18 protein-coding genes and 1 pseudogene are annotated in these 23,178 nt (G+C 60.8%); 8 read left to right on the top strand and 11 right to left on the bottom strand.

Annotation, left to right across the window (positions count from 1 at the left end):
- The first annotated feature begins 255 nt into the window (after nucleotides 1–255).
- The 3 genes from G6N37_RS04960 (at nucleotide 256) to G6N37_RS04950 (ending at nucleotide 3,586) form a co-directional block, all read left to right on the top strand.
- The gene (locus tag G6N37_RS04960) at nucleotides 256–1,089 is read left to right on the top strand and encodes a TylF/MycF/NovP-related O-methyltransferase (RefSeq protein WP_163676732.1); all 834 of its coding nucleotides are present in this window, start codon (nucleotides 256–258) and stop codon (nucleotides 1,087–1,089) included.
- A gap of 165 nt (nucleotides 1,090–1,254) precedes the next feature.
- A complete protein-coding gene (locus tag G6N37_RS04955; RefSeq protein WP_163676729.1) occupies nucleotides 1,255–2,523 on the top strand; it encodes a glycosyltransferase in 1,269 nt (422 codons plus the stop codon).
- Nucleotides 2,524–2,683: 160 nt separating this feature from the next.
- Nucleotides 2,684–3,586, top strand: coding sequence for a class I SAM-dependent methyltransferase (locus G6N37_RS04950; protein ID WP_163676725.1), 903 nt, complete (start codon nucleotides 2,684–2,686; stop codon nucleotides 3,584–3,586).
- A gap of 159 nt (nucleotides 3,587–3,745) precedes the next feature.
- Here G6N37_RS04950 and G6N37_RS04945 read toward each other — a convergent pair whose 3' ends face one another.
- Entirely contained in the window at nucleotides 3,746–4,822 is a 1,077-nt protein-coding gene (locus tag G6N37_RS04945) for an acyltransferase family protein (RefSeq protein WP_167527361.1), read from the bottom strand.
- A gap of 250 nt (nucleotides 4,823–5,072) precedes the next feature.
- Here G6N37_RS04945 and G6N37_RS04940 point away from each other — a divergent pair, with 250 nt between their 5' ends.
- Entirely contained in the window at nucleotides 5,073–6,713 is a 1,641-nt protein-coding gene (locus G6N37_RS04940) for a GMC oxidoreductase (protein WP_232075290.1), read from the top strand.
- Between the two features lie 46 nt (nucleotides 6,714–6,759).
- On the opposite strand, the gene G6N37_RS04935 is transcribed toward G6N37_RS04940, so the two are convergent.
- Both G6N37_RS04935 and G6N37_RS04930 read right to left on the bottom strand, forming a co-directional pair.
- Entirely contained in the window at nucleotides 6,760–7,767 is a 1,008-nt protein-coding gene (locus G6N37_RS04935) for a Gfo/Idh/MocA family protein (protein ID WP_163684619.1), read from the bottom strand.
- Nucleotides 7,768–7,827: 60 nt separating this feature from the next.
- A complete protein-coding gene (locus G6N37_RS04930) occupies nucleotides 7,828–8,535 on the bottom strand; it encodes a class I SAM-dependent methyltransferase (RefSeq protein WP_163676722.1) in 708 nt (235 codons plus the stop codon).
- 328 nt (nucleotides 8,536–8,863) lie between these two features.
- On the opposite strand from G6N37_RS04930, the gene G6N37_RS04925 reads away from it, so the two are divergent.
- Nucleotides 8,864–10,147 (top strand): glycosyltransferase, encoded by a 1,284-nt coding sequence (locus G6N37_RS04925; RefSeq protein ID WP_163676719.1) that lies wholly within the window; start codon nucleotides 8,864–8,866, stop codon nucleotides 10,145–10,147.
- Nucleotides 10,148–10,220: 73 nt separating this feature from the next.
- Here the strand turns inward: G6N37_RS04925 and G6N37_RS04920 are convergent, their stop codons facing one another.
- Nucleotides 10,221–11,255, bottom strand: coding sequence for a sulfotransferase family protein (locus tag G6N37_RS04920; protein WP_163676715.1), 1,035 nt, complete (start codon nucleotides 11,253–11,255; stop codon nucleotides 10,221–10,223).
- 410 nt (nucleotides 11,256–11,665) lie between these two features.
- On the opposite strand from G6N37_RS04920, the gene gmd reads away from it, so the two are divergent.
- Together gmd and G6N37_RS04910 are read left to right on the top strand one after the other, a co-directional pair.
- A complete protein-coding gene (gene gmd, locus G6N37_RS04915; protein ID WP_163676711.1) occupies nucleotides 11,666–12,688 on the top strand; it encodes a GDP-mannose 4,6-dehydratase in 1,023 nt (340 codons plus the stop codon).
- 7 nt (nucleotides 12,689–12,695) lie between these two features.
- A complete protein-coding gene (locus G6N37_RS04910) occupies nucleotides 12,696–13,658 on the top strand; it encodes a GDP-L-fucose synthase family protein (RefSeq protein ID WP_163676708.1) in 963 nt (320 codons plus the stop codon).
- A gap of 493 nt (nucleotides 13,659–14,151) precedes the next feature.
- On the opposite strand, the gene G6N37_RS04905 is transcribed toward G6N37_RS04910, so the two are convergent.
- Together G6N37_RS04905 and G6N37_RS04900 are read right to left on the bottom strand one after the other, a co-directional pair.
- Nucleotides 14,152–14,913 (bottom strand): glycosyltransferase family protein, encoded by a 762-nt coding sequence (locus G6N37_RS04905; protein ID WP_163676705.1) that lies wholly within the window; start codon nucleotides 14,911–14,913, stop codon nucleotides 14,152–14,154.
- A 448-nt stretch (nucleotides 14,914–15,361) separates the two neighbouring features.
- The gene (locus tag G6N37_RS04900) at nucleotides 15,362–16,102 is read right to left on the bottom strand and encodes a class I SAM-dependent methyltransferase (protein WP_232075288.1); all 741 of its coding nucleotides are present in this window, start codon (nucleotides 16,100–16,102) and stop codon (nucleotides 15,362–15,364) included.
- 472 nt (nucleotides 16,103–16,574) lie between these two features.
- Between G6N37_RS04900 and G6N37_RS04895 the strand changes: the two genes are divergently transcribed.
- Nucleotides 16,575–17,579 (top strand): class I SAM-dependent methyltransferase, encoded by a 1,005-nt coding sequence (locus tag G6N37_RS04895; RefSeq protein WP_163676702.1) that lies wholly within the window; start codon nucleotides 16,575–16,577, stop codon nucleotides 17,577–17,579.
- Between the two features lie 192 nt (nucleotides 17,580–17,771).
- Here G6N37_RS04895 and G6N37_RS04890 read toward each other — a convergent pair.
- The 5 genes and pseudogenes from G6N37_RS04890 to G6N37_RS04870 form a co-directional block, all read right to left on the bottom strand.
- Nucleotides 17,772–18,743, bottom strand: a pseudogene (locus G6N37_RS04890) (hypothetical protein); the annotation flags it as partial.
- A 126-nt stretch (nucleotides 18,744–18,869) separates the two neighbouring features.
- Complete coding sequence (locus G6N37_RS04885; protein WP_163676696.1) at nucleotides 18,870–19,973, bottom strand: glycosyltransferase family 4 protein; 1,104 nt, start codon at nucleotides 19,971–19,973, stop codon at nucleotides 18,870–18,872.
- Nucleotides 19,974–20,196: 223 nt separating this feature from the next.
- Nucleotides 20,197–20,952 (bottom strand): class I SAM-dependent methyltransferase, encoded by a 756-nt coding sequence (locus tag G6N37_RS04880; protein ID WP_163676693.1) that lies wholly within the window; start codon nucleotides 20,950–20,952, stop codon nucleotides 20,197–20,199.
- A 269-nt stretch (nucleotides 20,953–21,221) separates the two neighbouring features.
- Nucleotides 21,222–21,803, bottom strand: a complete 582-nt coding sequence (locus G6N37_RS04875; RefSeq protein ID WP_232075471.1) for a class I SAM-dependent methyltransferase — start codon at nucleotides 21,801–21,803, stop codon at nucleotides 21,222–21,224.
- 377 nt (nucleotides 21,804–22,180) lie between these two features.
- Complete coding sequence (locus tag G6N37_RS04870; RefSeq protein WP_232075286.1) at nucleotides 22,181–23,128, bottom strand: methyltransferase type 11; 948 nt, start codon at nucleotides 23,126–23,128, stop codon at nucleotides 22,181–22,183.
- Between the last annotated feature and the right edge of the window lie 50 nt (nucleotides 23,129–23,178).

The raw sequence follows: 23,178 nt of genomic DNA, 5'->3' as shown, positions 1-23,178 counted from the left end.
CTCCGCGACAGGTCCGTTGGCCGGGCGCAAGCAAGGTCTGCGCTAATCTATGCACGCGCCCGGCCCGGATCGGGGGTACCAGCAAGCGGGGCGCCGCTGAGGAAAAGTCCGCTAACGGCCGGGGCCGCCGGGACGACTGACCGAACTGTGGCAAACCCGAGCTGGAAAACTCTAAACGGCATTGAGGCCGTCGGTGGGCGTCTAGGCTCACCACCGGATACTTACTGGCATGCGAGACAGGGGGCGGTTTTGACCGTGACCGATAGCGACGTCCGATCTCTCTACCTGGATCAGATCCGGCGCGACCTCACCAGGTATGGCATGGACCAACTCGTGCCCGTGGGGTGGCCGCTGCGGATGCGCGCCAGCGTGGGGTGGTTGACGTGGCTTCCGTTCCTCAAGAACCGCAGCTGGATGCTGGTGCGCAAGCGCCCATTCGATCAGCACGCACGCGACTTGGGCATGGATTGGCCGGCCGACGCCGAGACCATGATCGGAATGAAGCGACTCACGAGTCTGCAGCATTGCGTTGAGACTGTGTTGACCGAGGGCGTCCCGGGTGATCTCGTCGAATGCGGTGTATGGCGGGGCGGCGCGTCGATTCTCATGCGAGCCGTTCTAGCGGCCTACGGGGACAAGACCCGGCGCGTCTGGCTGGCCGATTCATTCGAAGGTGTGCCGCCGCCGGACACCGCGAACTACGAAGCGGACAAGCTTCCGCGCTTCTCGCTCGGCCTGCATCACGCTGCGCCCGTCCTCGCGGTGTCGGAAGCTGAAGTCAGAAGAAATTTCGAACGCTACAACCTGCTGGATGATCAGGTCCGCTTCCTTCCGGGCTGGTTCAAGGACACGTTGCAGGGTGCGCCGATCGACCAGATCGCCGTGCTGAGGCTCGACGGCGATCTGTACGAATCGACGATTCAAGCGCTCGACGCCTTGTACCCGCGATTGTCACCAGGCGGTTTCTGCATCATCGACGACTACAACCTTGCCGGCTGTCGCCAAGCCGTCGCGGACTACCGTGGCAAGCACGGGATCTCCTCGGAGATCGTCACGATCGATCAATGTGGTGTGTTCTGGCGAAAGTAGTGCAGGAGCGGGGCCCGTCATAGGCGCCCCGCTTCTATCTACACCGAAGAATCCGCGTCCGCTGAAGCAGGTATCTGAACGGGATTCATCTACTTGCGCGAGGCGTCGCTGCCAGTGGTGGTCGGTACGGGCGGGACTGTAGGACTTGGTTGGTTGGGGTTAGCGATGAGATTTGTGCTGGCGAGTTACGGGACCCGAGGCGACATCGAGCCGTCCTTGGTGGTCGCCCGTGAACTGGCGCGCAGAGGGCACGACGTCCGGATGGCTGTGCCACCCGACTCGGTCGGTTTTGTCGAGGCGGCAGGCGTTTCGGCAGTCGCCTACGGCCTGGACACGCGAACGTGGGTGGACGTGTATCGCAACTTCTGGACGTCTTTCTTCGGGGCCTTCTGGAAGATCAGAGACCTTCGGAAGCTCTGGCACGAAATGTGGGAGCTGAGCGACGAGTCCTGGACCCAGATGAGCAAGACGCTGACATCGGTGGCGGACGGAGCCGACCTGCTGTTCGTCGGCCTCAGCTACCAGGAGGCCGCGGTCAACGTCGCGGAATACCTGAACATCCCGTTAGCCACGCTGCATCACGTCCCGGTACGCGCGAACAGCCAGCTGTTACCCATCCTGCCGGCGCCGCTTTCGCGGCTGGCAATGACGGCCTTCGACTGGCTGGGCTGGCTCCTGAACAGGAAAGTCGAGCGTGCCCAGCGCCGTGAACTCGGGTTACCGAAAGCGAACAGCCCCGCGGCGCGGCGGTTTGCCCGAAGCGGAGCGCTGGAAATTCAGGCCTACGACGAGGCGTGCTTTCCTGGGCTGGCCGCGGAATGGGCCAAATGGGACGGCCAACGTCCGTTTGTTGGTGCCCTGACAATGGCAATGACCACCGAGGCCGACGGGGAAGTCGCATCCTGGATCGCCGCGGGCACCCCTCCCATTTGCTTCGGGTTCGGCAGCATGCCGGTGGAATCCCCCGCCGACGCGATCGAGATGATCAGCTCCGCCTGCGCGGAGCTGGGCGAGCGTGCGTTGATCTGCGCGGGTTGGAGTGACTTCAGTGACGTCCCGCATGGTGACCACGTCAAGGTGGTCGGCGCCGTTAACTACGCCGCGGTCTTTCCCGCCTGCCGAGCCGTGGTCCATCACGGCGGCTCGGGCACCACGGCCGCGAGCATGCGGGCCGGGGTTCCCACCCTGATCCTGTCGATGGACGTCAATCAGATGCTCTGGGGAGCCCGGGTCAAACGGCTGAAGGTGGGAACGTCCCGGCGCTTTTCGAATACAACGCGCGAATCCCTCGTCGCTGACCTGCGCCGAATCCTTGACCCCGAATACGCGACCCGCGCCCGCGAACTCGCCGGCCGGATGACCACACCCGCCGACTCCGTCGCGAAGGCTGCTGACCTAGTAGAGGACTACGCCCGTTCGAGGCATCGTGCCTGACTGTTTGCGGTGGAGACCCAAACCGCCGCGCTGCCGGATAGCGGCCTGTTAGGATCCAACGACGCCGACCAACGATCTCGCCGAACGGTACTGTTGAGACCGACAATTCGAGCCGCGAGACAAGATCGCACCGACCTTTGCAGACACGACCAAGGACACCATGACCAGCCTGACGAGCAAACCGAAAGTTCGGTGGACGCCCAGAACCCTCACCATCCTATTTTTTTGTTGGCTTGGGGCGATGCGTCCTTCCGTGGCTCGGCACTATATCACCGACGCTGTGCGCTATCGCCTAGTCAAGCGGGGAGTTCCGTCGCGGACCGCCAAGCACATTGCTGCGGTCACCGCGGAATTTGAGGAAAAAGCAGCGCAAGGGCAATTTCAAGAGCGCTGGTTCGATATGAACATCGTGCCGTGGTGTGTCACCTTTCCGAAGGTTTTCGATCGCGCAGACCCGGTACGCATCCTCGAGATAGGGTCGTGGGAAGGGCGCTCAAGCCTGTTCTTCCTGACGTACTTCTCGCGCGGCACGTTAACCGCGGTCGATACCTGGGCAGGTAGTGACGAATGGCATTACAACGCGACCCCGGACTTGCGGGACCTGGAAGCCAGGTTTGACAGCAACGTTTCCTCGGGTGCAACGCGCGTAACGAAGCGCAAGGGATCGTCGCTGAATATGTTGCCGCAATTGCTGGCCGAGAAACAAGAATTCGACGTCATCTATGTGGATGGATCCCACTTCTCCGATGATGCAATCGTCGACTGCCTTAATTCCTGGCGTTTGCTCAAACAAGGCGGGGTCATAATATTCGATGACGTTATGTGGCCGGCCTATCCTCGAGCCCGGGCGAATACCGCATGGGCGATCAATCAATTTCTGAAATACCACGCGGGCGAATACAAGGTTCTGCACGCCCAGTACCAAATCCTCCTGCAGAAGAAGCATGCATTCGTCGACGAGATCGCGGATTGGGTCAGCAAGCCACCCGTCCCGGCTGCGATTTCAGATCCGTCGAATAACGGTCGCTCGCGGGAACAAACGCATCAACATCAGTTGGGCTAGACGGCGATGGCCGGCGATTTACCCCGCCGCCCCTGACCTGGCGATTCATCTGACCATGGGCGGCTGACGCCCCGAACGTCGCCGCGCGCGCAGGAACCCAGAGCGTTCAATCGCCCGGCCAAAATGCGGCCGGCCGGACCGCTTACAGCGGGCCCACGCCTACCCGGAGGTTGCCTCCTGCTGAACGGTGGCTGCGGGCAAACCATGGCGTTTCCGGGTGAACCGGGACTTCAACGCCATCGCCCGCTTCTCGACCCCAAACCAGCTCAATGCGGCGAGAGGCAGGGTCGCGGCACCGGCAACGGCGAAGAACACGAACGGATTCAAAAAGCTGAGCCCGCACATGACCAGGAACTGCTGCACCGGCCACCCGTAGATGTAGATGCCATACGAAAGATCGGTCCGTAGCCTGAGGCGCGGATTATGGATCAGTGCGCCTGAAACGATAACCCCGTACGCCAACGGAATGGCCCCGATCACCCGATAGTTGGTGCTGAGCAAGGCGGAACCAATGGCGATAACCAAGCAGACAATTACGAGCGACCATCGAGCGGGCAACACCTCGCGGAACTGGTGTATGAGCATTCCGGCCAGGAACATTACCGCGAAGCGTCCAATCATCTGCGGGATGGTTTGCACCGCGAAGCCCGGGTAGGACACCACCGCGGCCAATGACACCGCCAGTACGAACGCGAGAGGAACGGCCCAACGGCGCCCTAGCAGCCCTACAACGCCGGCACCGGCGACTCCGATGTAGCAGAACAGCTCGAATATCAGCGTCCAGAGCGTCCCATCCCACACATGGGGCCAGGGGACTCCGTTCGGCGTCCCTGCGATACTGCCGTGGTACACGTTCAGTACCGCGTTGTTCAGCACGTATTCGATTGGCGCAGCCGACATTAGTAATTTCTTCGGCGACCCGCCCTGAATGGCCACTCCGATCGGGGCGATGACGAAGGCGACGACAATCAGGCAGACCCACAATCCCGGAAAGATACGCAGGGCGCGCGCGGCGAAGTACTCGCGAGGGCGCGGGTTGCGGTGCCAACTCGCCGTGATGAGAAACCCCGAGAGGACGAAGAAGCCGTCGACTGCTACGTCATAGAGGCCGTGTAAACCAGGAGCCGTGTGGCCGGTCAGCGGCCAGGAGTGCTGTAGTACGACGGCACTGGCCATCACAAGTCGCCACACATTGAGGGCATTCATGCGCGGATCGAACACTTGGCTCAGTTTCATGCGACTCCAACCTCATCCCCGATTGCCCGTCCAGTGTTGCGCAGTCCCGCGGACGTCGCATGGAGGTTTGCAAAACAGGTCTGGATGTAACCCTGCGGCCATCGTCCGGGGGCGCTCGCCTCGGTCCTCGCCAGCCGGTCACGAATCAGTCGACGGGAAACTTCAGCGTGTGCGCTCCTGCCAGATGATACTGTCGTGATTCGCCCAGACCGGGCAACAGTTCAGGCAATCATCCGCTGAGGAAGTCGATTTGGCCGACGGGGAGCTGACCGCACGGGAGGCGGAACGCGGCGTGTGGGACGTCATCGTCGTCGGTACCGGCATGGGCGGCGGGACCCTGGGCTACTCATTAGCCCGCTCGGGGCGAAGGGTGCTGTTCGTCGAAAAGGGACGCTCGACCCTGCCGGGGGCACCAGGGACGATTCGAGCTTCGATGCCCGAAGTCGCCGAGCGCGTGGCCTGCCGTTCTGCGGAGACGTACTACGCCGCCTTGACCCGGTCCGGCCGCTCAACGGACGAGGTCGAAGATATCAGCGCCCGGTCGCCGCGGCGATTTGTGCCCTTTTTGGGCAGCGGGACGGGGGGGTCGTCATCCCTCTATGGCATGGTCTGCGAGCGATTTTTCGCTCGGGACTTCGCTCCCCGCCAGCATTTCCGCAACCCGGGCGATTCCACCGTGCCGGAGGCCTGGCCGGTCACCTACGACGAGATGCGGCCCTGGTATGCCGCGGCCGAAAAGCTGCTCGGGGTTCGTGGCGAGCCCGACCCACTGCGCCCGGAGGCCGCCGACGCGGGTCTGCCTGCCGCACCGCCGTTTTCGGCAGAGAACCAGCCTCTGGTCGACTATCTGGCGGGTCGCGGTTTGCATCCCTATCACCTGCCGATGGCCTGTGATTACACCGAAGAATGTTCCACCTGCCAGAGCTACCTCTGCAGCCAGTCGTGCAAGAACGACGCCGGCCGCAATTGCGTGCTGCCGGCCGTCACCGACCACGGAGCCCACCTGTTGCCCGAATGTCGGGTCGTGCGCCTGGAAGCAGACCGCACCAAAGTCACTCAAGTGATTTGCGAGAGTCCGTCCGGGACCTTGGCGTTGAAGGCCGAGGTGGTGGTGCTGGCCGCCGGCGCGCTGGTGACGCCCGTGCTGTTGCTCAATTCCCGTTCGGCAGATTGGCCGCGCGGCTTGGCCAACGGCTCAGATTTGGTGGGCCGCAACCTGATGCGTCATCTTGTTGACATGGTCGAAATCTGGCCGCAGCCCGACGTCAGGATGATGGGCGCCAACAAAGAGATCGGGCTGAACGATTTCTATTTCTGGGAGGGCCAAAAATACGGCACCGTGCAGTCATTCGGCTCGATGCCACCCCTGGAAATCATGACCAGCACTCCCGGGTGGCGGGCGAGGGCATTGCGCCTGATGAATCCAGTGGTGCGCCGGGGTTATGAGCGGTTCTTCAACGGTGGACTGGTGCTTGCGGCCATCATGGAAGACTTGCCCTACCTGGACAACCGCGTCTTGCAATCCGATCGGCCGGATGTGGACGGTCGCCAGCGCCTGCGCCTCCAGTATCGCCTTCACCCCAATGAGATCGACCGCCGCGCAGTGTTTTTGAGACAGTTGAAAGAAGTGCTAGAGCCGTTCCGCAAAATCACGCTGCGGGGCGCCGAAGACAACAAAGCCGTGGCCCACGTCTGCGGCACATGCCGCTTTGGTGACGATCCCGCATCCAGCGTGCTGGACCGGCACAACAGGGCGCACGAAGTCGAAAACCTATACGTCGTGGATAGCTCGTTCTTCCCTTCCAGCGCCGGCTTGAATCCAAGCTTGACGATCGCCGCCAACGCCCTGCGAGTGGCGGCGCACGTTGACCAGGCGCACTTCGCCACCTGATGACCACGGAGCCACCCTAAGGCTCCAATTCGGTGACTTCGCGAGGTTACGGGGCCGGCTGCCGAAGCGGAAGTCCGGCGGCGCGATAGATCGCGTCGATGACGGTCATATTGTCCACCGCGGCCTCCGGCGTCGTCTTCACCGGCTCCCCCCGTAGCACGGCGGCGGCGAAAGCATCGAGTTGGTAGGAGTACGACGGCCGGCGCGGAAAGCGCTCGGCTCGTTTCCCGTCGGCCGACCGCACCGAGAGCCGGTGGAAAGACTGCGGCATCACCGGATTGAGCACACGCAGCTCACCGCGATCGCCAATCACCTTGGCGCTCAACCGCAAGAGAGCGGACGACCACATCGAGCAGCGGACGAGTCCCGTGTGGCCGCCTGCGAACCGCAGCCGGGCGGTCATGGCCCGATCCACTTGGGAGTCACGCAGTTTGGCCTGTGCCGATACGACCTCGGGCGTCGAACCCCCAAAGGTACGAACCATGTCGACGGCGTAGCATCCGGCATCCATCGTCGCGCCACCGGCAAGCGAGTAGTCGTAGCGGATGTCTGTGAACTTCGGGAGGGGGAAGCACACTGCCGCTTCCACCCGCTCTAGTCTGCCCAACTCCCCTGACGCGATGATCTCTTCGACGCGCAGACATAAGGGGTGGTAGCGGTAATGAAATGCCTCCATCACCACCCGGTCCGACATCGCGGCCAGTTCGGCGATCTCGCGGGCCTCGGCGGCATTGGCAGTGAACGGCTTTTCGCACAGCACGTGCTTTCCGGCGGCGAGCGCTGCTCGGGTCCACCTGCCGTGTAAGCCGTTTGGCAACGGGTTGTAGATGGCGTCGACTTCTGGATCGGCGACCAGCGCCTCGTAGCTGCCGTACACCCTGGCGATGCCATGTTTGTCCGCAAAGGCCTGGGCACGCGCCGCGTCCCGGGCCGCTACAGCGGCGACTTCAACTTCGGTGTTCTCCCGGGCCGGGTTGATGAGCGCTAACGGTGCGATCCGGGCAGCTCCGAGGATGCCGATCCGCACTGTGGCCTCACGAGACACGGACCAGATGGTAGCACCGGCTCGGGCAGCCGAGGAGGGCCACCGCTTCGGCCGGAGCGTGCCACCGAGTCAGGAATTGGACGAGATCCGGCGCTCCGAGGACAGAAATTCGCCGAGATATGCGGGTGGCTTGAGATTCAGCAACCGCTCACGGTCCGCGTCGAGGTCCGCGTAGGTGAGAGCCTCGATCTGTGCCGGCGAGTAGGACAATCGTGATTCGGGAGCTCCCCTCCGCACGATCCCCACACCCCAGTCACAGTCCAGCACGGCGATCCGCAGATCCTGCCGTGTGCTTCGCAGATAAACGATCGCCTTCCAGACGTCACCACTCCAGTCGGTCTCCCACCACCGATTCTGCCTGCGAAAATCGGCGTACGAGTCCGCAGGACAGGCGACCGATGCTCGCGTCGGGTTGCAATCGTGCAGGAAGATGACGCCGTCGTCGCACAGGTACCGCAGGGTGTTTTCAACGTCCTGCACCACCTGCCCATACGTATGTAGGCCGTCGATCAGGGCGACGTCGACGCGGCGTTGCTTGAGGAAGGATGCCTCGTTCGCGAAGAAGGCGTCGCTGGTTGTCTCGAAGTAGTGGGTGGCGATCGCCTTTGCGTCGGCACGCCGACGCGTACGCGCCGAGAGTTTGAACGCGGGGTCGACGGCGATCTTCTCCTGAGCGGCGATGCGACGAAACGCCGACCCACGCGAGACGCCTATCTCGAGGTAGACCGGGGTCGACCGTCCATCGAGCGCCTGCTGCACGGCCTTGATCCGGTTCATAAGAGGCCCCTCCCCCTGAGGCGTGTATTCAACGTAAGGCAAGCCTGCACACAGGAACACGGTCTCATCTGCGCCCCGTCGCGCGTAACCTTCTCCCTATCGGGCGGATTCATATCAGTAAAGTATCCCAATGAGCACAGCTACAAGCTCCAAACGGCTGGTTCTGGACATCGCCTCGCGATCGGCACTTGCTTGACTGGGGCACTTCCACGGACCTGTCGTCGCGAAGAGTCACCCACACTGGTCAATAAGCTGCGCCCGCGACGCCCTGGATGTCATGATGGCGCAGACTTCGAGCACACGGAAGTGAAAAAGGTGGGGAACCCCTATGAAGTTTGCCTTGGCGAGCTTTGGAACTCGCGGCGACATCGAGCCCTCGGTCGCTATCGGTCGCGAGCTGGCGCGCAGGGGACACGATGTACGCATTGCCGTTCCAGCCAACCTGGTTGAGTTCGTCGCGTCGACCGGCCTCACGACCGTGGCCTACGGGATCGACACGGTGGACGGGCTCCAGGAGGGGCTCGATGCCAACCGCGAGTTCTGGACCCTGCTCTTCCATAATTTTTGGAAAATCGACGAATTGCGCACCGCATGGCACGGGCTATGGGACCCAGTCGCCGACATGTGGGCGCATATGAACACGACGTTGGTGTCGCTGGCAGACGGGGCCGACCTGCTACTCACCGGCCTCAATTTCGAGCAGGCGGCTTTCAACGTCGCGGAGTACTACGACATCCCGTTCGCCACGCTGCACTTCTTCCCGATTCGGCCCAACGGACAGCTCATTGGGACCCTGCCGGCACCGCTGGTTAAGTTCGGGATGACGGCGATGGGGTTGCTGTCTTGGCATCTTCTGACGAAGAAGCTCGACGATGCGCAGCGCCGCCAATTGGGCCTTCCGCAGGCGAGAGGTACGTCGTGGCGACAGATCGCCAGACGCGGGTCTCTGGAAATCCAGGCCTATGACGAGGTGTGTTTCCCGGGGTTGGCGGCCGAATGGGCGAAATGGAATGGCCGTCGACCGTTCGTCGGCCCGCTCACGATGGAGCTGACGACGGACGCCGATGACGAGGTCGCGTCGTGGATCGCCGCCGGAACGCCGCCGATTTGCTTCGGCTTTGGCAGTTTCGCGGTCGAATCCCCGGCCGCCACCGTCAAGATGATCGGCGCGGCCTGCGCAGAGTTGGGGGAACGGGCATTGATTTGCTCGGGCTGGACCGACTTCAGCGATGTCCCCCATTACGACCACGTCAAGGTGGTCGGCGCAGTTAACTACGCTGCGACCTTTCCCGCTTGCCGCGCGGTGGTTCATCACGGAGGCGCGGGCACTACAGCGGCAAGCCTCCGCGCCGGAGTCCCCACGCTGATTCTTTGGACGATGCCCGACCAGCCGATCTGGGGGGCCCAGTTCAAAAGATTGAAGGTCGGGGCGTCTCGGCGGTTTTCGACTACCACGCGCGAAACGCTGATCACGGACCTGCGCGAAATTCTCGCGCCGGATTACGCCGTCCGCGCCCGCGAGCTTGCCGCCCGGATGACGAAACCCGCCGAAAGCATTTCCATCACCGCCGATCTCGTCGAGAAATTCGCCAGATCGAGGCGTGTGGACTGATCGGTGACTTCCGGCCACCCGTAGGAATCGCACAACGAAAGATGGTGCGGGCCAAGGCCGACGACGAGATTGCCTAAGCCCACGTGCCTCTTCGCCGGTGAGCCATCGCCACCAGCTCGATCATCGGTTTCACGACCGCCGGCCGAAAAATTCGCGACCGCACACCGCCGGAGAGTTTACGGTAACCCTCGAACGCAGACCGGAAATCGTGCTCGCTCGAACGATAGGACTCGAAAATGCGATCGAGCGTCCCCTCGTCGGGACACTCGTCTCGCGCTGCGACGCACTGCGCATCGTAAACTGCTGAGATCCAATCTGTACCGAAACGGCTTGCCACCGGCCCGCGATTTCTCTGACGCCGGAGATCGGGCGTGAGAAACTCGTCGATGGCGTGCTCGTCGAGGTTACTGAGATCGATTGGCAACGCCATGGAAATCCGCTTAATCTCCCTGCGCCAGTCCTCGAGGAGGTTGGTGTACCCAACGAACACGCGTGGCATACCACGCGTGTGCCGCTCGGCCAGGAGGTTGTATTTCAGCCATAACGCACTCGACAGCTCTGGCGCGATTCCCCACGAAACCGCAACCGATGAGATGACCTCTTCCGGGTGGCGGACCGCGATCACGGCCGCACTGTCAAATCCGGCCAGACGCGACGCTTCAAACCACAAATCCGACAGCGTCGTTATTCTGGGATCTTTGACAACCAGGAGGGGTGCGGTCGGCAGTCTCTTGAGATACGCCGCGATGTCGGCGATGCAGGCGGCCTTCTCCTCCGCGCTGAAGGCGCCGTCTTCCTGTAAGCGCAGCGACGGGTCGAACCAGGCGCTGCCGTGACGGTGCAGGATCGATTCGTTGATTGCGATGACTTTGCGCGGCTCCCAGTTGCCTCGAGGATTGCCGGCGTCGGCGCCCAGCATCCCGGGAGGCAGCGTGCCACCGCACAACGAGAGAACGCGTGTGATTGCTGAGGTTCCGGACCGTTGTGTCCCCAAGACAAACAGAATCACTGGGCGGGTCCCAGTCCCATCAACAGCGGCATGGTTGACACCCTTGTGGTGGGAATCGACAACGCTTTCGATAGGCCTTCCCCGCCGGTCGAATCTCATAGCGAATTGAGGCCTTTCAGTTCTTGTGCACGGTAGGTCGCGATGGTAACTCAGCACGGTGTGACTACGCGCGCTTTGACGCGGATTCGTGCAGTTGGATGGCGATGACATCCTCGTTGGGGCGGACACCGTCAGGGTCGCCCAGACGGTGACGCTGCCGAGAACCGCAAATCGTGGAAACAGCTGCTCCGGAGTGCTGAATAGGCAGCTTCGAGCGCCGCCTTCACGGAGATTATGCGAGATTGGATGTGGTCGCCGTCATATGATTTCGGCGGAGATGCGTCGGCGCCTCACGTGCGCGGATGGTGAATGCGACAACCCGCGGCTGCAGCACAGCGAGGATGAGACGGCCACAAGATGGGATGCCGGAGAAGTTGCAACGAGCATGCACCGACAGAAGCGGGAATCCAGTGAAGCGAGCACTGATAACGGGAATCACGGGACAGGACGGCTCGTATCTCGCCGAACTGCTGCTGCGTAAGGGGTACGAGGTCCACGGGCTCATCCGTCGAACGTCGACGTTCAACACCTCGCGACTGGATCACCTCTACGTCGATCCACACCAGCCGGACGCGCGGCTATTCTTGCATTACGGCGACCTCAGCGACGGTACGCGTCTGGCTACCTTGCTCAGCACCATCGACCCCGACGAAATCTATAACCTCGCGGCGCAGTCGCACGTCCGCGTCAGCTTTGACGAACCCGTTCATACCGGCGACACGACAGGTATGGGATCGATTCGACTATTGGAGGCCGTTCGCCTTTCGCGGGTGGATTGCCGCTTCTATCAGGCGTCGTCTTCGGAAATGTTCGGCGCGTCACCACCACCGCAAAACGAGCAAACGCCGTTCGCCCCGCGATCCCCCTATGGCGCCGCAAAGCTCTACTCGTACTGGGCGACGCGGAACTACCGAGAAGCGTACGGCTTGTTCGCGGTCAACGGTATCTTGTTCAATCACGAGTCGCCCAGGCGCGGAGAAACATTCGTGACCAGGAAGATTACGCGAGCGGTAGCGCGCATCAAAGCCGGCATACAGTCGGACGTCTACTTGGGCAACCTCGACGCTGTCCGGGACTGGGGCTATGCGCCCGAGTATGTCGAAGGGATGTGGCGGATGCTGCAGGCTTCCGACCCTGGGGACTTCGTGCTGGCGACGGGGCTCGGCTACAGCGTGCGCGAATTCGCCCGAACCGCATTCGAACATGCAGGGCTGGATTGGCAGAAGCATGTGAAATTCGACGACCGCTACCTACGACCCACCGAAGTGGATTCCCTGGTGGGCGACGCGACCAAGGCGGCCCAGTCGCTCGGATGGAAGGCTGCTGTCCACACTACCGAACTGGCGCGGATCATGGTCGACGCGGACATCGCCGCATTGGCGTGCGATGGCAAGCCGTGGATTGACAAGCCTATCCTGCCCAGTTGGAGCTGACGTAGGCATGAGCAGATGGTTCGGCACCCTCGACCGCACACTTCCGGTTTATATCGCCGGGCACCGTGGACTCGTCGGGTCCGCCCTGCTACGCAAGTTTCAGGCCGAGGGATTCACCAACCTCCTTGTGCGGTCCCACGGTGAACTCGACCTGACGGATCGGGCGGCGACATTTGACTTCGTTTTAGAATCGAGGCCTCATATCATCATCGACGCCGCGGCTCGGGTCGGCGGCATTATGGCCAACAGCACGCATCCGGTCGATTTCCTGTCCGAAAATCTCCGGATTCAGGTCAACTTGTTCGATGCCGCCCTAGCCGCGCTTGTGCCGCAGCTGCTGTTTCTCGGCTCCTCGTGCATCTACCCCAAATACGCCCCGCAGCCGATCAAAGAGACCGCGCTGCTGACCGGCGCCCTGGAGCCGACCAACGAGGCGTACGCGATCGCGAAAATTACGGGCATTCTGCAAGTCCAGGCGGTCAGGCGTCAGCATGGCCTCGCGTGGATCTCCGCGATGCCGACCAACCTGTACGGACCCGGTGACAACTTCTCCCCATCCGGCTCACATCTGCTGCCGGCGCTCATCCGCAGATACGAAGAGGCCAAAGCCAGCGGCGTCCAAGTGGTGACCAACTGGGGCACCGGAACCCCGCGTCGTGAGCTACTACATGTCGATGATCTCGCAAGCGCGTGCCTGCACCTTCTGCAACACTTCGACGGTCCTAATCCCGTCAACGTGGGGACAGGCGTCGATCACAGCATCTCCGAAATCGCCGACATGGTCGCCGCAGCGGTCGGTTATACCGGCGAAACACGCTGGGATCCAACCCAACCAGACGGCACGCCGCGCAAACTGCTGGACATTTCGGTGTTACGGAGGGCAGGATGGCGGCCAGCAATCGCCCTGCGAGACGGCATTGAAGCAACTGTGGCATGGTACCGCGCAAACACCAGTACCGCACGAAAATGACACCCGCTCGACACCGGGACAGCCGATCGCCAGATAATCAGCCGGGCTCCACAATGCAGGACGAGTACGCGCGTTGCCCTGCGCCACAACACTTCTGCCGAGCAAATAGACGATGAAAATTGCGGGCGGTACCGTGGGGCCTGCCCCTCTTCACCGCCACCCTTGCGGCAACCACGCGCGATTGGATATAGCTGCGATGGTCCGCCCACCATTACTCCCTTGGGCCGGAGGTGTGGACGATTCTTTAGATGATGCCCTCGCTGGTCGACTTGTAGTCGACTATCAAGGTGGTGTTGACCTACTGGACCCCAACCACTTTCGTGGCTGCCGGGGGAAGCGCAGGCGTGCTGTTTCCCAACGCCGTCGAAAGTAGAGCTATGCACACTAAAGCCCACCCCGTGGACTCTCACTCCCCGTGAGAATTCGGTTGCCCCGCAAACGATCCCAAGCCGCTACCACGCGCGCATCGTTCCAAAATCGTATATGGGTAGCTTTAGGCGGGGTCAAGGGGGAATTGCTGGGGCCACTCGCGATGGAGGACTATCGACATTCTCCCTAATATCGCAAGAGTCGCGCGCCAGCCATGGATTCTCCGCAGCCCCTGCACCATCGCCAGGCGTCCCCCAACGTCGTACCTCCAACGGCCGAAGTGCATGTTGGCGGTCTTGCGTCCAAAGTGGTTGATATAGGCCATCTCGGTTGTGTACACACCGAATCCAGCCTTGCGGGCACGTAACGCCAGATCGAGGTCGATACCCCACCCGTAACGCTTGAAGTTTTCTAGGTCCATGCCGCCGGTCGCCTGCCAGCAATTACGCGACAGCATGAGCGCCGTTCCCTCCACAGCAGGCACCGCCCGATATCGTGGCCGGGGAACGTAGTTCGCGGCGTCTGGCTGCTGATCGGCTACCGCCCAGGGCAACCCCAGGTCGGTCATCGGCCCAACGATTCCCGCGTCGCCGGGTAAGCGCGGGTCCAGCAAGGCGGCCACAAATCCCTTCGAGATGCGGGTGTCGTTATTGAGTGTCATTGCGTGGGAGTAGCCCTCCGAGAACGCAATTCGGAATCCAAGCTGACTGCCACCAGCCCATCCCAGGTTCTCGCCGGGCGTGCTGACCCGTTCGTCTCCGATTCTGGGGTAGTCGCCCATATTGTCCACAATCAGATAGTCGGCACCCTCGCGCACTAAGTCCCCTACAAGAGCGTGGGTGTACTCATGTCCTCCGAACACCGGCACTGTAATCAGCAAAGACACGAGCTAACCGTACACCGGCGATAGGCCACCGTGAGCCCGGTCCGAGACGGCACGACGCCGGTACGCGTAAGCACTTCGATGGCTTCAGATCCAGGCAGTGCCTATGTGCAGAACCATCGTGATTGCCGCCCCGACGGGGCGGGGCGGATCTCCGGCCTGGCTATGGCCGAACCGGGCAACCATACTGGTTGCAGGCGCTGCAGGTGGTCGGCTGCCACCGGAAGGACCGGCCGGCTGCAACGGCTGATGCTCCATATCGGCGGGAACAACTTTTGTCACCGTGGCAGATTCGGCAACTGCGGGCTTTGGCCTCCGTCCAATTGGCCGGCTGGTCGCGGTCTGGCCCCGATCATTGCCGGTGGGTGCCTGCACCCTGGACAAGTTCTAGTTACACCGCTAGACGAAGTGTCCCTTGACCGTTTGGTCAGGGGCCGCGTTTCGTCGTTTTTTAGGCGACCTGATCTGTGTGCGCTACGGTTTTCTGCAGGATCAGCTGATAGTAGGCCCCGAGCACTCGGTATTCCCGGGCATGGAATTTCAGAAAGTGGCTGATCCCCCAGTCGGGGTTGGCGTGTTTACGGGAGTAGAAACGCCACAGGAAGTCATCGAAGATCATCACCCCACCCTGGTTCAGGAGCCGCCAAGCGAGGACGGCGTCGACCAGCACATCGGGGGCGTAGTGCGAGCCGTCCACATAGATCAGGTCGTAACGCCGCCCCTCGGCCAGGAGCTGGGGCAGCACGGTCGAGGACATCCCTTTCCGCTTCGTCACCCGCGCAGCGCACGCAGATAGGTTGTGGTCGAACCGCGCCTCAAGCCCCTGCACATCGGTGGTGGCCGAGATCGACTCGTGGCTGCCTTCCCAGGTGTCAACGGCAGTCAGCCGGGCGTGCGGGAAGTAGGTGGCGAGGAATAGGGTGGACCGGCCCTCCCACGACCCCACCTCCAATACATCGAGGGGATCAGTGCGGGCGAACACCCGAGTTAGCGCCGCACACCACGGGATGATGTTGACATCGAACCAATGCTCGGCGAACTGTCCGTCGGCGGCGGCCTTCTCATACTCGGCGCGTATGGCGGCGGCCGATGTCACCGTACGCAGGTGCCGCACATAGGTGGTGGGATAGTGCCACAGCAGCGACGGATGCCGACGCCAGATGCCGGATCGGAGCATGGGGAAACGGTTCACCCGCGCCACGCTAACCCCCTCCGCTGGTCTGGCGCGAGGGATTCGCGCCGATAAGTTGGCCGTTGCGCGCTCACCAGCAGCGCTGGATGGCGCATGAGGTCGCCCGTGCGGCATCGGCCAGGGCAAGCCGCGCCTCATTCAACTCGGTGGGAGTCGATTTCACTTCCGCTCGGCCTGTTCAGCAGTTGGCTGAGTCGAGTGAAGAGTTACCCACCGTCGGGGTGGTTTCCAGTGGTCATCGCAACATGGGGACCGTGAGGTTGGCAATTCGCTGAAGATCTGGGCGGGGTTCGGTCGTCCTGTCCCAGTTCCACAAGCGCCCCGTAGATCCCACCCCGGCGCCGAAACTGTTGTGCCGTCGCCTAAAATCCACCACGGATCGTCAACCAAGCTTTCATCAGACTTCGGGGCATGCGTCCGTACACATCGTGCACTTTTTCGTGGCGTCGAATTCTTCGTCGAGGAGGGCAAAATGGGCGAGATTACCGAAGAGTGCCGACTATGCGGATCTTCTGGCCCCCACCAAACTATCGCGGTGCGCGAGATGATGTTTGGAACAGGAGAGCTGTTTTACTATTATGGCTGCGCTGCCTGCGATACGTTACAGATCGTGAATATGCCCGAGGGTGAAGAACTCGCGCGCCATTATCCCCCGGATTACTACTCTTACACTATTTCAGCTCAGCCCAGAGTACTACAATGGCTGAATTCACAGCGAGACCGCTTTGAGTTGCATACTGGCGGCTGGGTAGTTGGTGCCCTTCTTGTAGCCCTCTCGTCAGGCGCCCGTGCTGCCCTAGGAGGCGTCGTCAGAATGCTCGGTCAGCTAGGCGTTGACCGCGACGCGCGAATCCTCGACGTCGGCTGTGGTAGCGGCGCGCTGTTAGACCGATTGTCCAAAGCCGGATTCAACAACTTGTGCGGTGCTGATCCGTTCCTGGCAGCCGACGGCCAGACGCCCCGAGGCGTGCCGCTAATGAAGCGAAATCTAGGCGACGTGCCAGGTGAATTTGATCTAATCATGTTCAATCATTCGCTGGAACACGTCCCCGACCTGGTCGCGACGCTTGGAGCAGCATACGAGAAGCTCGCTTCCGGCGGCATCTGCTTGGTGCGCGTGCCGACGACCTCATCCGAAGCGTGGACCATCTACAGGCAGAACTGGGTGCAGATCGATGCGCCTCGGCATATCGCGATACCTTCACGGCAGGGAATGGCGCTGGCAGCGGATAGGGTCGGGTTAAGAGTCGACAGGACGTTCGATGATTCGAATGAACTGCAATTTTTCGGTAGCGAAGCCTACCGGCGTGATGTTGCATTGACCGACCCCAAAATCCGTGAGATCTTCCGGCACAAGCAGATTAAGCATTGGCGAAAGCAAGCGGAGCGGCTTAATCTGCAGGGCCGTGGTGACCAAACCGGATTTGTCTTGCGAGCCAAGTCAGCTGGGGATGAACGCAAACAGCATGCTAAATAAAGGCGCCAAGTGAATCGACTTTCGCTCTCGGTTGGACTCGCACGTCGTCGGCGTCGATGGTGCGCAACATGTTTCGCCCTGGCGGCGGTCTCGAACAACCCGCCCAGGCACTGTCGCAGACATCGTTAACGCTACCGATGGGGCCCGCGATCCCTTCCATGACAAGGGTTTCCGCCTTCGTAACAGCTGAGACTACAGTTCCGTCGAGGTTCTACGCAGACGTGCAAGTTTGCGGACCGCAGAGGTGACGTACCTATTCAAGGGGTACGGTAAGACCTGCTCATGAGCAAACCGGAGCCTCGCTTCGAGCTCGTCTTTGTCGACGCTCGCCAGGACTGTCGCCGGGTGAGTAACAGGCAGGTCGAGCTCCTCGGCCCCTAGCGAAGAGTAGACAACGTCTTTCACCATGTTGGTCGCCTCAGCGTGGCCAAACCCGATGTTCTGTACCAAATTCCTAGCGGGAGCAACGCAAAGGCCCGAATTCGCCCATATGCTGTAAACCCATTGGAAGTCCCAAGTATTGAGCTTGCCTTCATAAGCCGCTTGGAAAACGGAGTCCCAGTAGAAGCGCTCGCTCCTCTTCCGAAAGTACTGGTCGAAAAGCTTTCTATCCCTGATCTCGGGCCAGTAGGTCATATTGACGTCATTTTTCGTCCACGCTCGCCGCCAGGTTGCCCAGCCCCAGATATGCACATATCTCGAGAAGTAATAACTGTCTGCAACCGTGGCTTGTCCGAACAGATGATTTCCTCCAGAGACCATCATGATGCGCTCATCGTCTTCATAGTGGTCGAGAAGTTCAGCGCAGTATTGGAAGAACGAGGGGGCGGGCACGCAGTCGTCCTCAAGGATTATCGCCTTGTCGACAAGCTCGAAGGCCCAAGTTATGCCGGACGAGACGCGGAGCCGGCAGCCGAGGTTGGCCTCCGAGTAATTCGTCTGCACCTCACAGTCCCAGTCGACCCCCTCGATGATCGCGCGCGCAGCTGCGCACTTCTCAGCTTCGCCAGGCCTATTCGAGCGCGGACCGTCGGCGACGACCAGGAGCTTGCTCGGCCTGGCCGCCCTGATTGCCTCGAAGACCTGCCTAGTGGTGTCCGGCCGGTTGAAAATGATGAAGATGATCGGGACGGTGGTCGTCATAGTCCTATCCTTGCGGCGACTCTGCGCAGGGTCAGCGGAATGTGAACTCTCACTTGTTCATTCTCCTTACTCCGCCATGTCGTAGTGCTCGAAGCTCTGGGCTCGGGGACGCTCACAGATCTTCTCCGTAAGCGCGATTGACCGTGGTCATATGATGTTGCGATAGATTCGTGCGGTGGCAGCCGCGCACTGGTCCCATGAGAATGCGGTGATCCGCTGGTATCCACGCGCACGCAGATCCGCCTGCAATTCCTTTGTCGTTGCCACAAGTTCCACCGCCATGCGTAGCTCTTCGGCATTGTTCGGATCGAAGTAGACACCGGCGTCCCCGACTACTTCTGGAATTGACCCCGCATGGCTGCACACAACTGGGCAGCCGTGGCTCATAGCTTCCAGCGGGGGAAGCCCGAAACCCTCGTACTTCGACGGAAAGATAAACGCGGTCGCGGCTTGGTAGCGTGCCGCAAGCTCTCGATCGGAGCCGGAGGCGAACCGCACCCGGTCAGCGATACCTAGCCGGTTGATCGCTTCGTATTCGTCGGGCAGGAACGGGCCTCCGCCGAAGGCTATCAACTCGAACTCCCGCAATGTCGGAGACCTGCCATAGGCTTCAAGCAACGTACCGAAGTTCTTGTAGCCCTTGCGACTTCCTACGTACAGGAGCGAGGGCCTGCCTTTGCCGCTATCCGCTTTCGGGTCGCTTCTCTGTGCGGTCAGGGAATAGCCCAAATGAACAACGCTCGTTCGCTCCGGCTCGACGCCGTAAAGACGCAGGAGGTCCTGCCGCGTGTTTTCGGAGACGCAGATTATGTGGTCGGCACGGTCGACAGCTGCGCGTTTGGCAGCAGTGACGCGGGCTGCGTCAGCAAACTCAGCGGCAAACAGCTCGTGGATCATGTCGTGGACCGTCACGATCCGGCGCCGCGCTTTCCCAAGAGGCTTGATGGCAAAGTAGGTCTCGTGCACGATATCCGGATTTATCCCCCGCCATGCCAGCGGCGCGGCGAGCCGGTTGGCGGTGGGCAGAACCGGAATGCCCGCCAATGTGTATGGCGGCATGTTCACGCACCTACCGCGCGTAAAACGTCGTGCAGAGTCAACCGCCAGGTACTTATTGATGTGTAATGGGGCGACGACGGACACTTCCGATACGCCATGTTCCGGTAGGCGAGTCGCCAGCTCGACAAAATACCGCGAAGCACCACCATACCGCTGGATGGTGAAAACCTGGTCATCGAATGCAACTTTCATGGGTGCGCCCAGCTATCCAAGTCCAGTTCGATGCGAATATTGCCCAGGGTAAGGCTCTGGCGGCTCCCATCCAGCTACGCGCGCCACTGCTGTCATGACTCCATTCCCAACGAACCGCCCCGCCCACGCCGACGAGTGCTAATTGAGCAATCTCCTAGCGTCCCCGTATAGCTCAAATATCGGCCCTGGAGTCTGCGCTGAGCCACCCGCCATTAAGACGATATCAAAATTCATACAGAGTTGTTCGAATACGGCTGGCAGGTGACCCGGGTCCATCGATATTTTCTTCAATAACTACCTCACATAACACTGTCGCACTGAGCACGGGAATCTCAAATGGCGGCTTTGTGATGTCGACTCCGCTATTGACACCGAGTCGATTGTTCGGTCCGGTTGGAATATCAATATTTGGAACGAAATCCGCGGCTAGCGGCAGATGTTCTGTCAAGACAAGTCTTGGATACGTTGCCCGAAGCCGGTTCACCGCTCGCGCGATTTCGTCATTCGAAAGATGCTGTAAAACCTGACGAACGAAGGCGATATCTCCGGGTGGAAGATCATCGGCTGTAATGTCGACCACTCGGAAGTCCACGTCGAGATTGCCGAATCGAGCTCGGTTTCGAGAGATTACATCTGGCACGATGTCTCCAGCTATATAACGGTTGAAGAGCGGTCGCAACCTCGAGCCAATCGCGAAATCTCCGCAGCCGAGGTCAACGGCATCGAGCCGCTCCGGCAAGGCTGCGGCAAACTGAGAGATGCTATTTATGTATGGCTCGACAACGAAGGAGTTGCGAGATCCTGGACCGGATCCACCCCATATTTGCTTTGCGTAGATATCGCTGAAAATTTCTGTCGTAGATTTGCCGGCCAAGGTTCGAATGAATTTTTGGACCCTGCGCCGTTCATTAATTGCCCGCAGGTTGAACGAGATGACGATCTTCCGTCCGTCTCGCAACGTCAGCTGAAAATCCTTCATATCCACCGATCATTCACGGCGACGCACAGGGCGTCCGCATGGGCAGCCGTCCCGCGGTGTGCGTCAAAACCAATCCACTGGCTCGTCAACGGCGTTTCGCCCTTCGCAAGAGGCTTCAGAGGGTCCCAAATGGGATTACATGATACGACCAAGCGGGCCTCGTGCCGGTAACTGGAGTCAAACCGAAACGCCGCAGTTAGGTTTCTCAGACCACTCCCCTCTTCCCGCTCCGGCGAACCGGCATCAGTGTGACGACAGTGTCAGGCGCACTATTCTTTGTCGGTTCGTATCAGCATTTCGTGGTCCGCCATGGTCCGCGACCCGAGCGCTAGCCGTGGCAACCCGCCGAGCAGGCTAGCAACGGTGGGCGAGGTCAGTACGCGCAAAGCCAGCGGATTGAGTTTCGCTCGCGTCCAGATGTGCAACATGCCGGAACTGTAGAACCTCATGCCGAAGCGCTTCCCGATAAGCTCCAAGGTCGACCGCTGATAGAAAGTTATGTGCTGTCCGGTGGAGAACCCGTAGTACCACCATGCTTCCGGCGCCGGAGGTTCGCCGGTGAAAAGCTCGGTCGTAAAGATGATCGTGTCGGTGCCTGTGCTTTCAAGCAGCTCGGCCACGAAACCGACCGGATCGGGCAGATGCTCCATCACTTCGAAAGCGGTCACTGCCGTGTAAGGGGCGCCTGGGCCCGTCTCGGCTTCGAAGCCCCGCGCCGTCAGGTTGGGGCAGTACATGTCTGTCCAGTAATAATCAAAGCCGATGTCCCGCATCAAGCGCGTGAAGATGCCATAACCCCCAGCCGCATCGAGGAACCGGCCGTGGCGATCAAACAAAAAGAAGAGAACCATCGACGTCAACCGTGCAAGATACAGATTCCGCCACACTAGGCCTGTGTCCGCCGATGCCACAGGGCTGGCGTAGGCTTCGTCGAGCCAGTATGGACTTTCGGTCTGCAGGCCGCCGCAATTATCGCAAAAGTAAAACGCGCAATCGTATTTTGAGAGCAACTTATGGGTGAATGCCAGTCTCGTGCTGGAACTGCAGATACGGCACATCATAATGTAAACCCTCCTGATTATCCTGCGCCATAAGAGTATGGAAGGAGGACAACCTGAACGTACGGCACACCCAGGGCGCTGATCAAGCGCCCTGCTGAGATGTTGCGAGAGGTTTCCACCCGCTATCACTTCGGCGGCCTTCGTCGCGGCGGCTCGTGACGCGCCGCCTAGCGGTTCTGGCCATGTGCCGTCGCCCTCCTGGCGAGCAGTTTGAGCGCAGAAGCGGCGTCATTTATGCGGTGCGACAGGTTATTTGACTGAGCAGCCCGAAGCCTTGACTCGAGCTCGTCTTTGTCGGCGCTCGCGAGGACTGTCGCAGGGTGGGTAAGGGGCAGGTCCAGCTCGTCGGCGTCGAGCGACGAGTAGATACTGTCGGCCTTGGTGTGGGTCGCCTCAGCGTGGAATCCGATGTTGCGCACTAGATTCCGGGCGGGAGCGATGCTGAGGCCCGAGTTCGCCCAGATGGTGTAGCCCCATTGGTAGTCCCAAGTATCAATCTTTCCGTCATAAACGCTTTGGAAGACGGATTCCCAGCGGTAGCGCTCGCTCATCCTGGGGAGGTACTGGTCGAAGAGCTTCCTATTCCTGATCTCCGGCCAGTTTGTCATGTTGAGATCGTATTTTGCCCAGGCTCGTCGCCAGGTGGCCCAGCCCCATACGTGGGGATATCTCGAGAAGTAATAGCTATCCGCCGTTCCGGCGCGCCCGAACAGATGGTTGTCCCCGGAGACCATCATGATCCGCTCGTCGGTCTCGTAATAATTGAGGAGCTCGGCGCAGTACGGGAAGAACGAAGCGGAGGGCACGCAGTCGTCCTCGAGGATTATTGCCCTATCGACAAGCTCGAAGGCCCAAGTTATGCCTGAGGAGACGCGCAGGCGGCAGCCCATATTTGTCTCTGACATATTGCGGTGAACTTCGCAGTCCCAGTCGACTCGATCGATCACTGCGCGCGTCGCTGCGCACTTTTCATTCTCCCCAGGCTTATTCGCGCGCGGGCCATCGGCGACTATCATGAGCTGGCGCGGCTTCGCCGCCCTGATCATCTCGAAGGCCTGGCTGGTGGTATCAGGCCGGTTGAAGATGATGAAGATTACTGGGATGGTCGTTGTCACGGTTCTATCCTTGCCGCGACTCTCAGGACCGTCCGCGGAATGTGGATGAT

This window comes from Mycobacterium seoulense, assembly GCF_010731595.1.
GTDB classification, from domain to species: Bacteria; Actinomycetota; Actinomycetes; order Mycobacteriales; family Mycobacteriaceae; genus Mycobacterium; species Mycobacterium seoulense.
This window is presented reverse-complemented; position numbering and strand designations above follow the sequence as displayed.

Excerpts from the sequence above, each read along its gene's own strand:
- G6N37_RS04955 (WP_163676729.1), top strand. The coding sequence starts at position 1,255 with ATGAGATTTGTGCTGGCGAGTTACGGGACCCGAGGCGACATCGAGCCG.
- G6N37_RS04950 (WP_163676725.1), top strand. The coding sequence starts at position 2,684 with ATGACCAGCCTGACGAGCAAACCGAAAGTTCGGTGGACGCCCAGAACC.
- G6N37_RS04945 (WP_167527361.1), bottom strand. The coding sequence starts at position 4,822 with ATGAAACTGAGCCAAGTGTTCGATCCGCGCATGAATGCCCTCAATGTG.
- G6N37_RS04930 (WP_163676722.1), bottom strand. The coding sequence starts at position 8,535 with ATGAACCGGATCAAGGCCGTGCAGCAGGCGCTCGATGGACGGTCGACC.
- G6N37_RS04925 (WP_163676719.1), top strand. The coding sequence starts at position 8,864 with ATGAAGTTTGCCTTGGCGAGCTTTGGAACTCGCGGCGACATCGAGCCC.
- G6N37_RS04920 (WP_163676715.1), bottom strand. The coding sequence starts at position 11,255 with ATGAGATTCGACCGGCGGGGAAGGCCTATCGAAAGCGTTGTCGATTCC.
- G6N37_RS04910 (WP_163676708.1), top strand. The coding sequence starts at position 12,696 with ATGAGCAGATGGTTCGGCACCCTCGACCGCACACTTCCGGTTTATATC.
- G6N37_RS04895 (WP_163676702.1), top strand. The coding sequence starts at position 16,575 with ATGGGCGAGATTACCGAAGAGTGCCGACTATGCGGATCTTCTGGCCCC.
- G6N37_RS04885 (WP_163676696.1), bottom strand. The coding sequence starts at position 19,973 with ATGAAAGTTGCATTCGATGACCAGGTTTTCACCATCCAGCGGTATGGT.
- G6N37_RS04880 (WP_163676693.1), bottom strand. The coding sequence starts at position 20,952 with ATGAAGGATTTTCAGCTGACGTTGCGAGACGGACGGAAGATCGTCATC.
- G6N37_RS04875 (WP_232075471.1), bottom strand. The coding sequence starts at position 21,803 with ATGGTTCTCTTCTTTTTGTTTGATCGCCACGGCCGGTTCCTCGATGCG.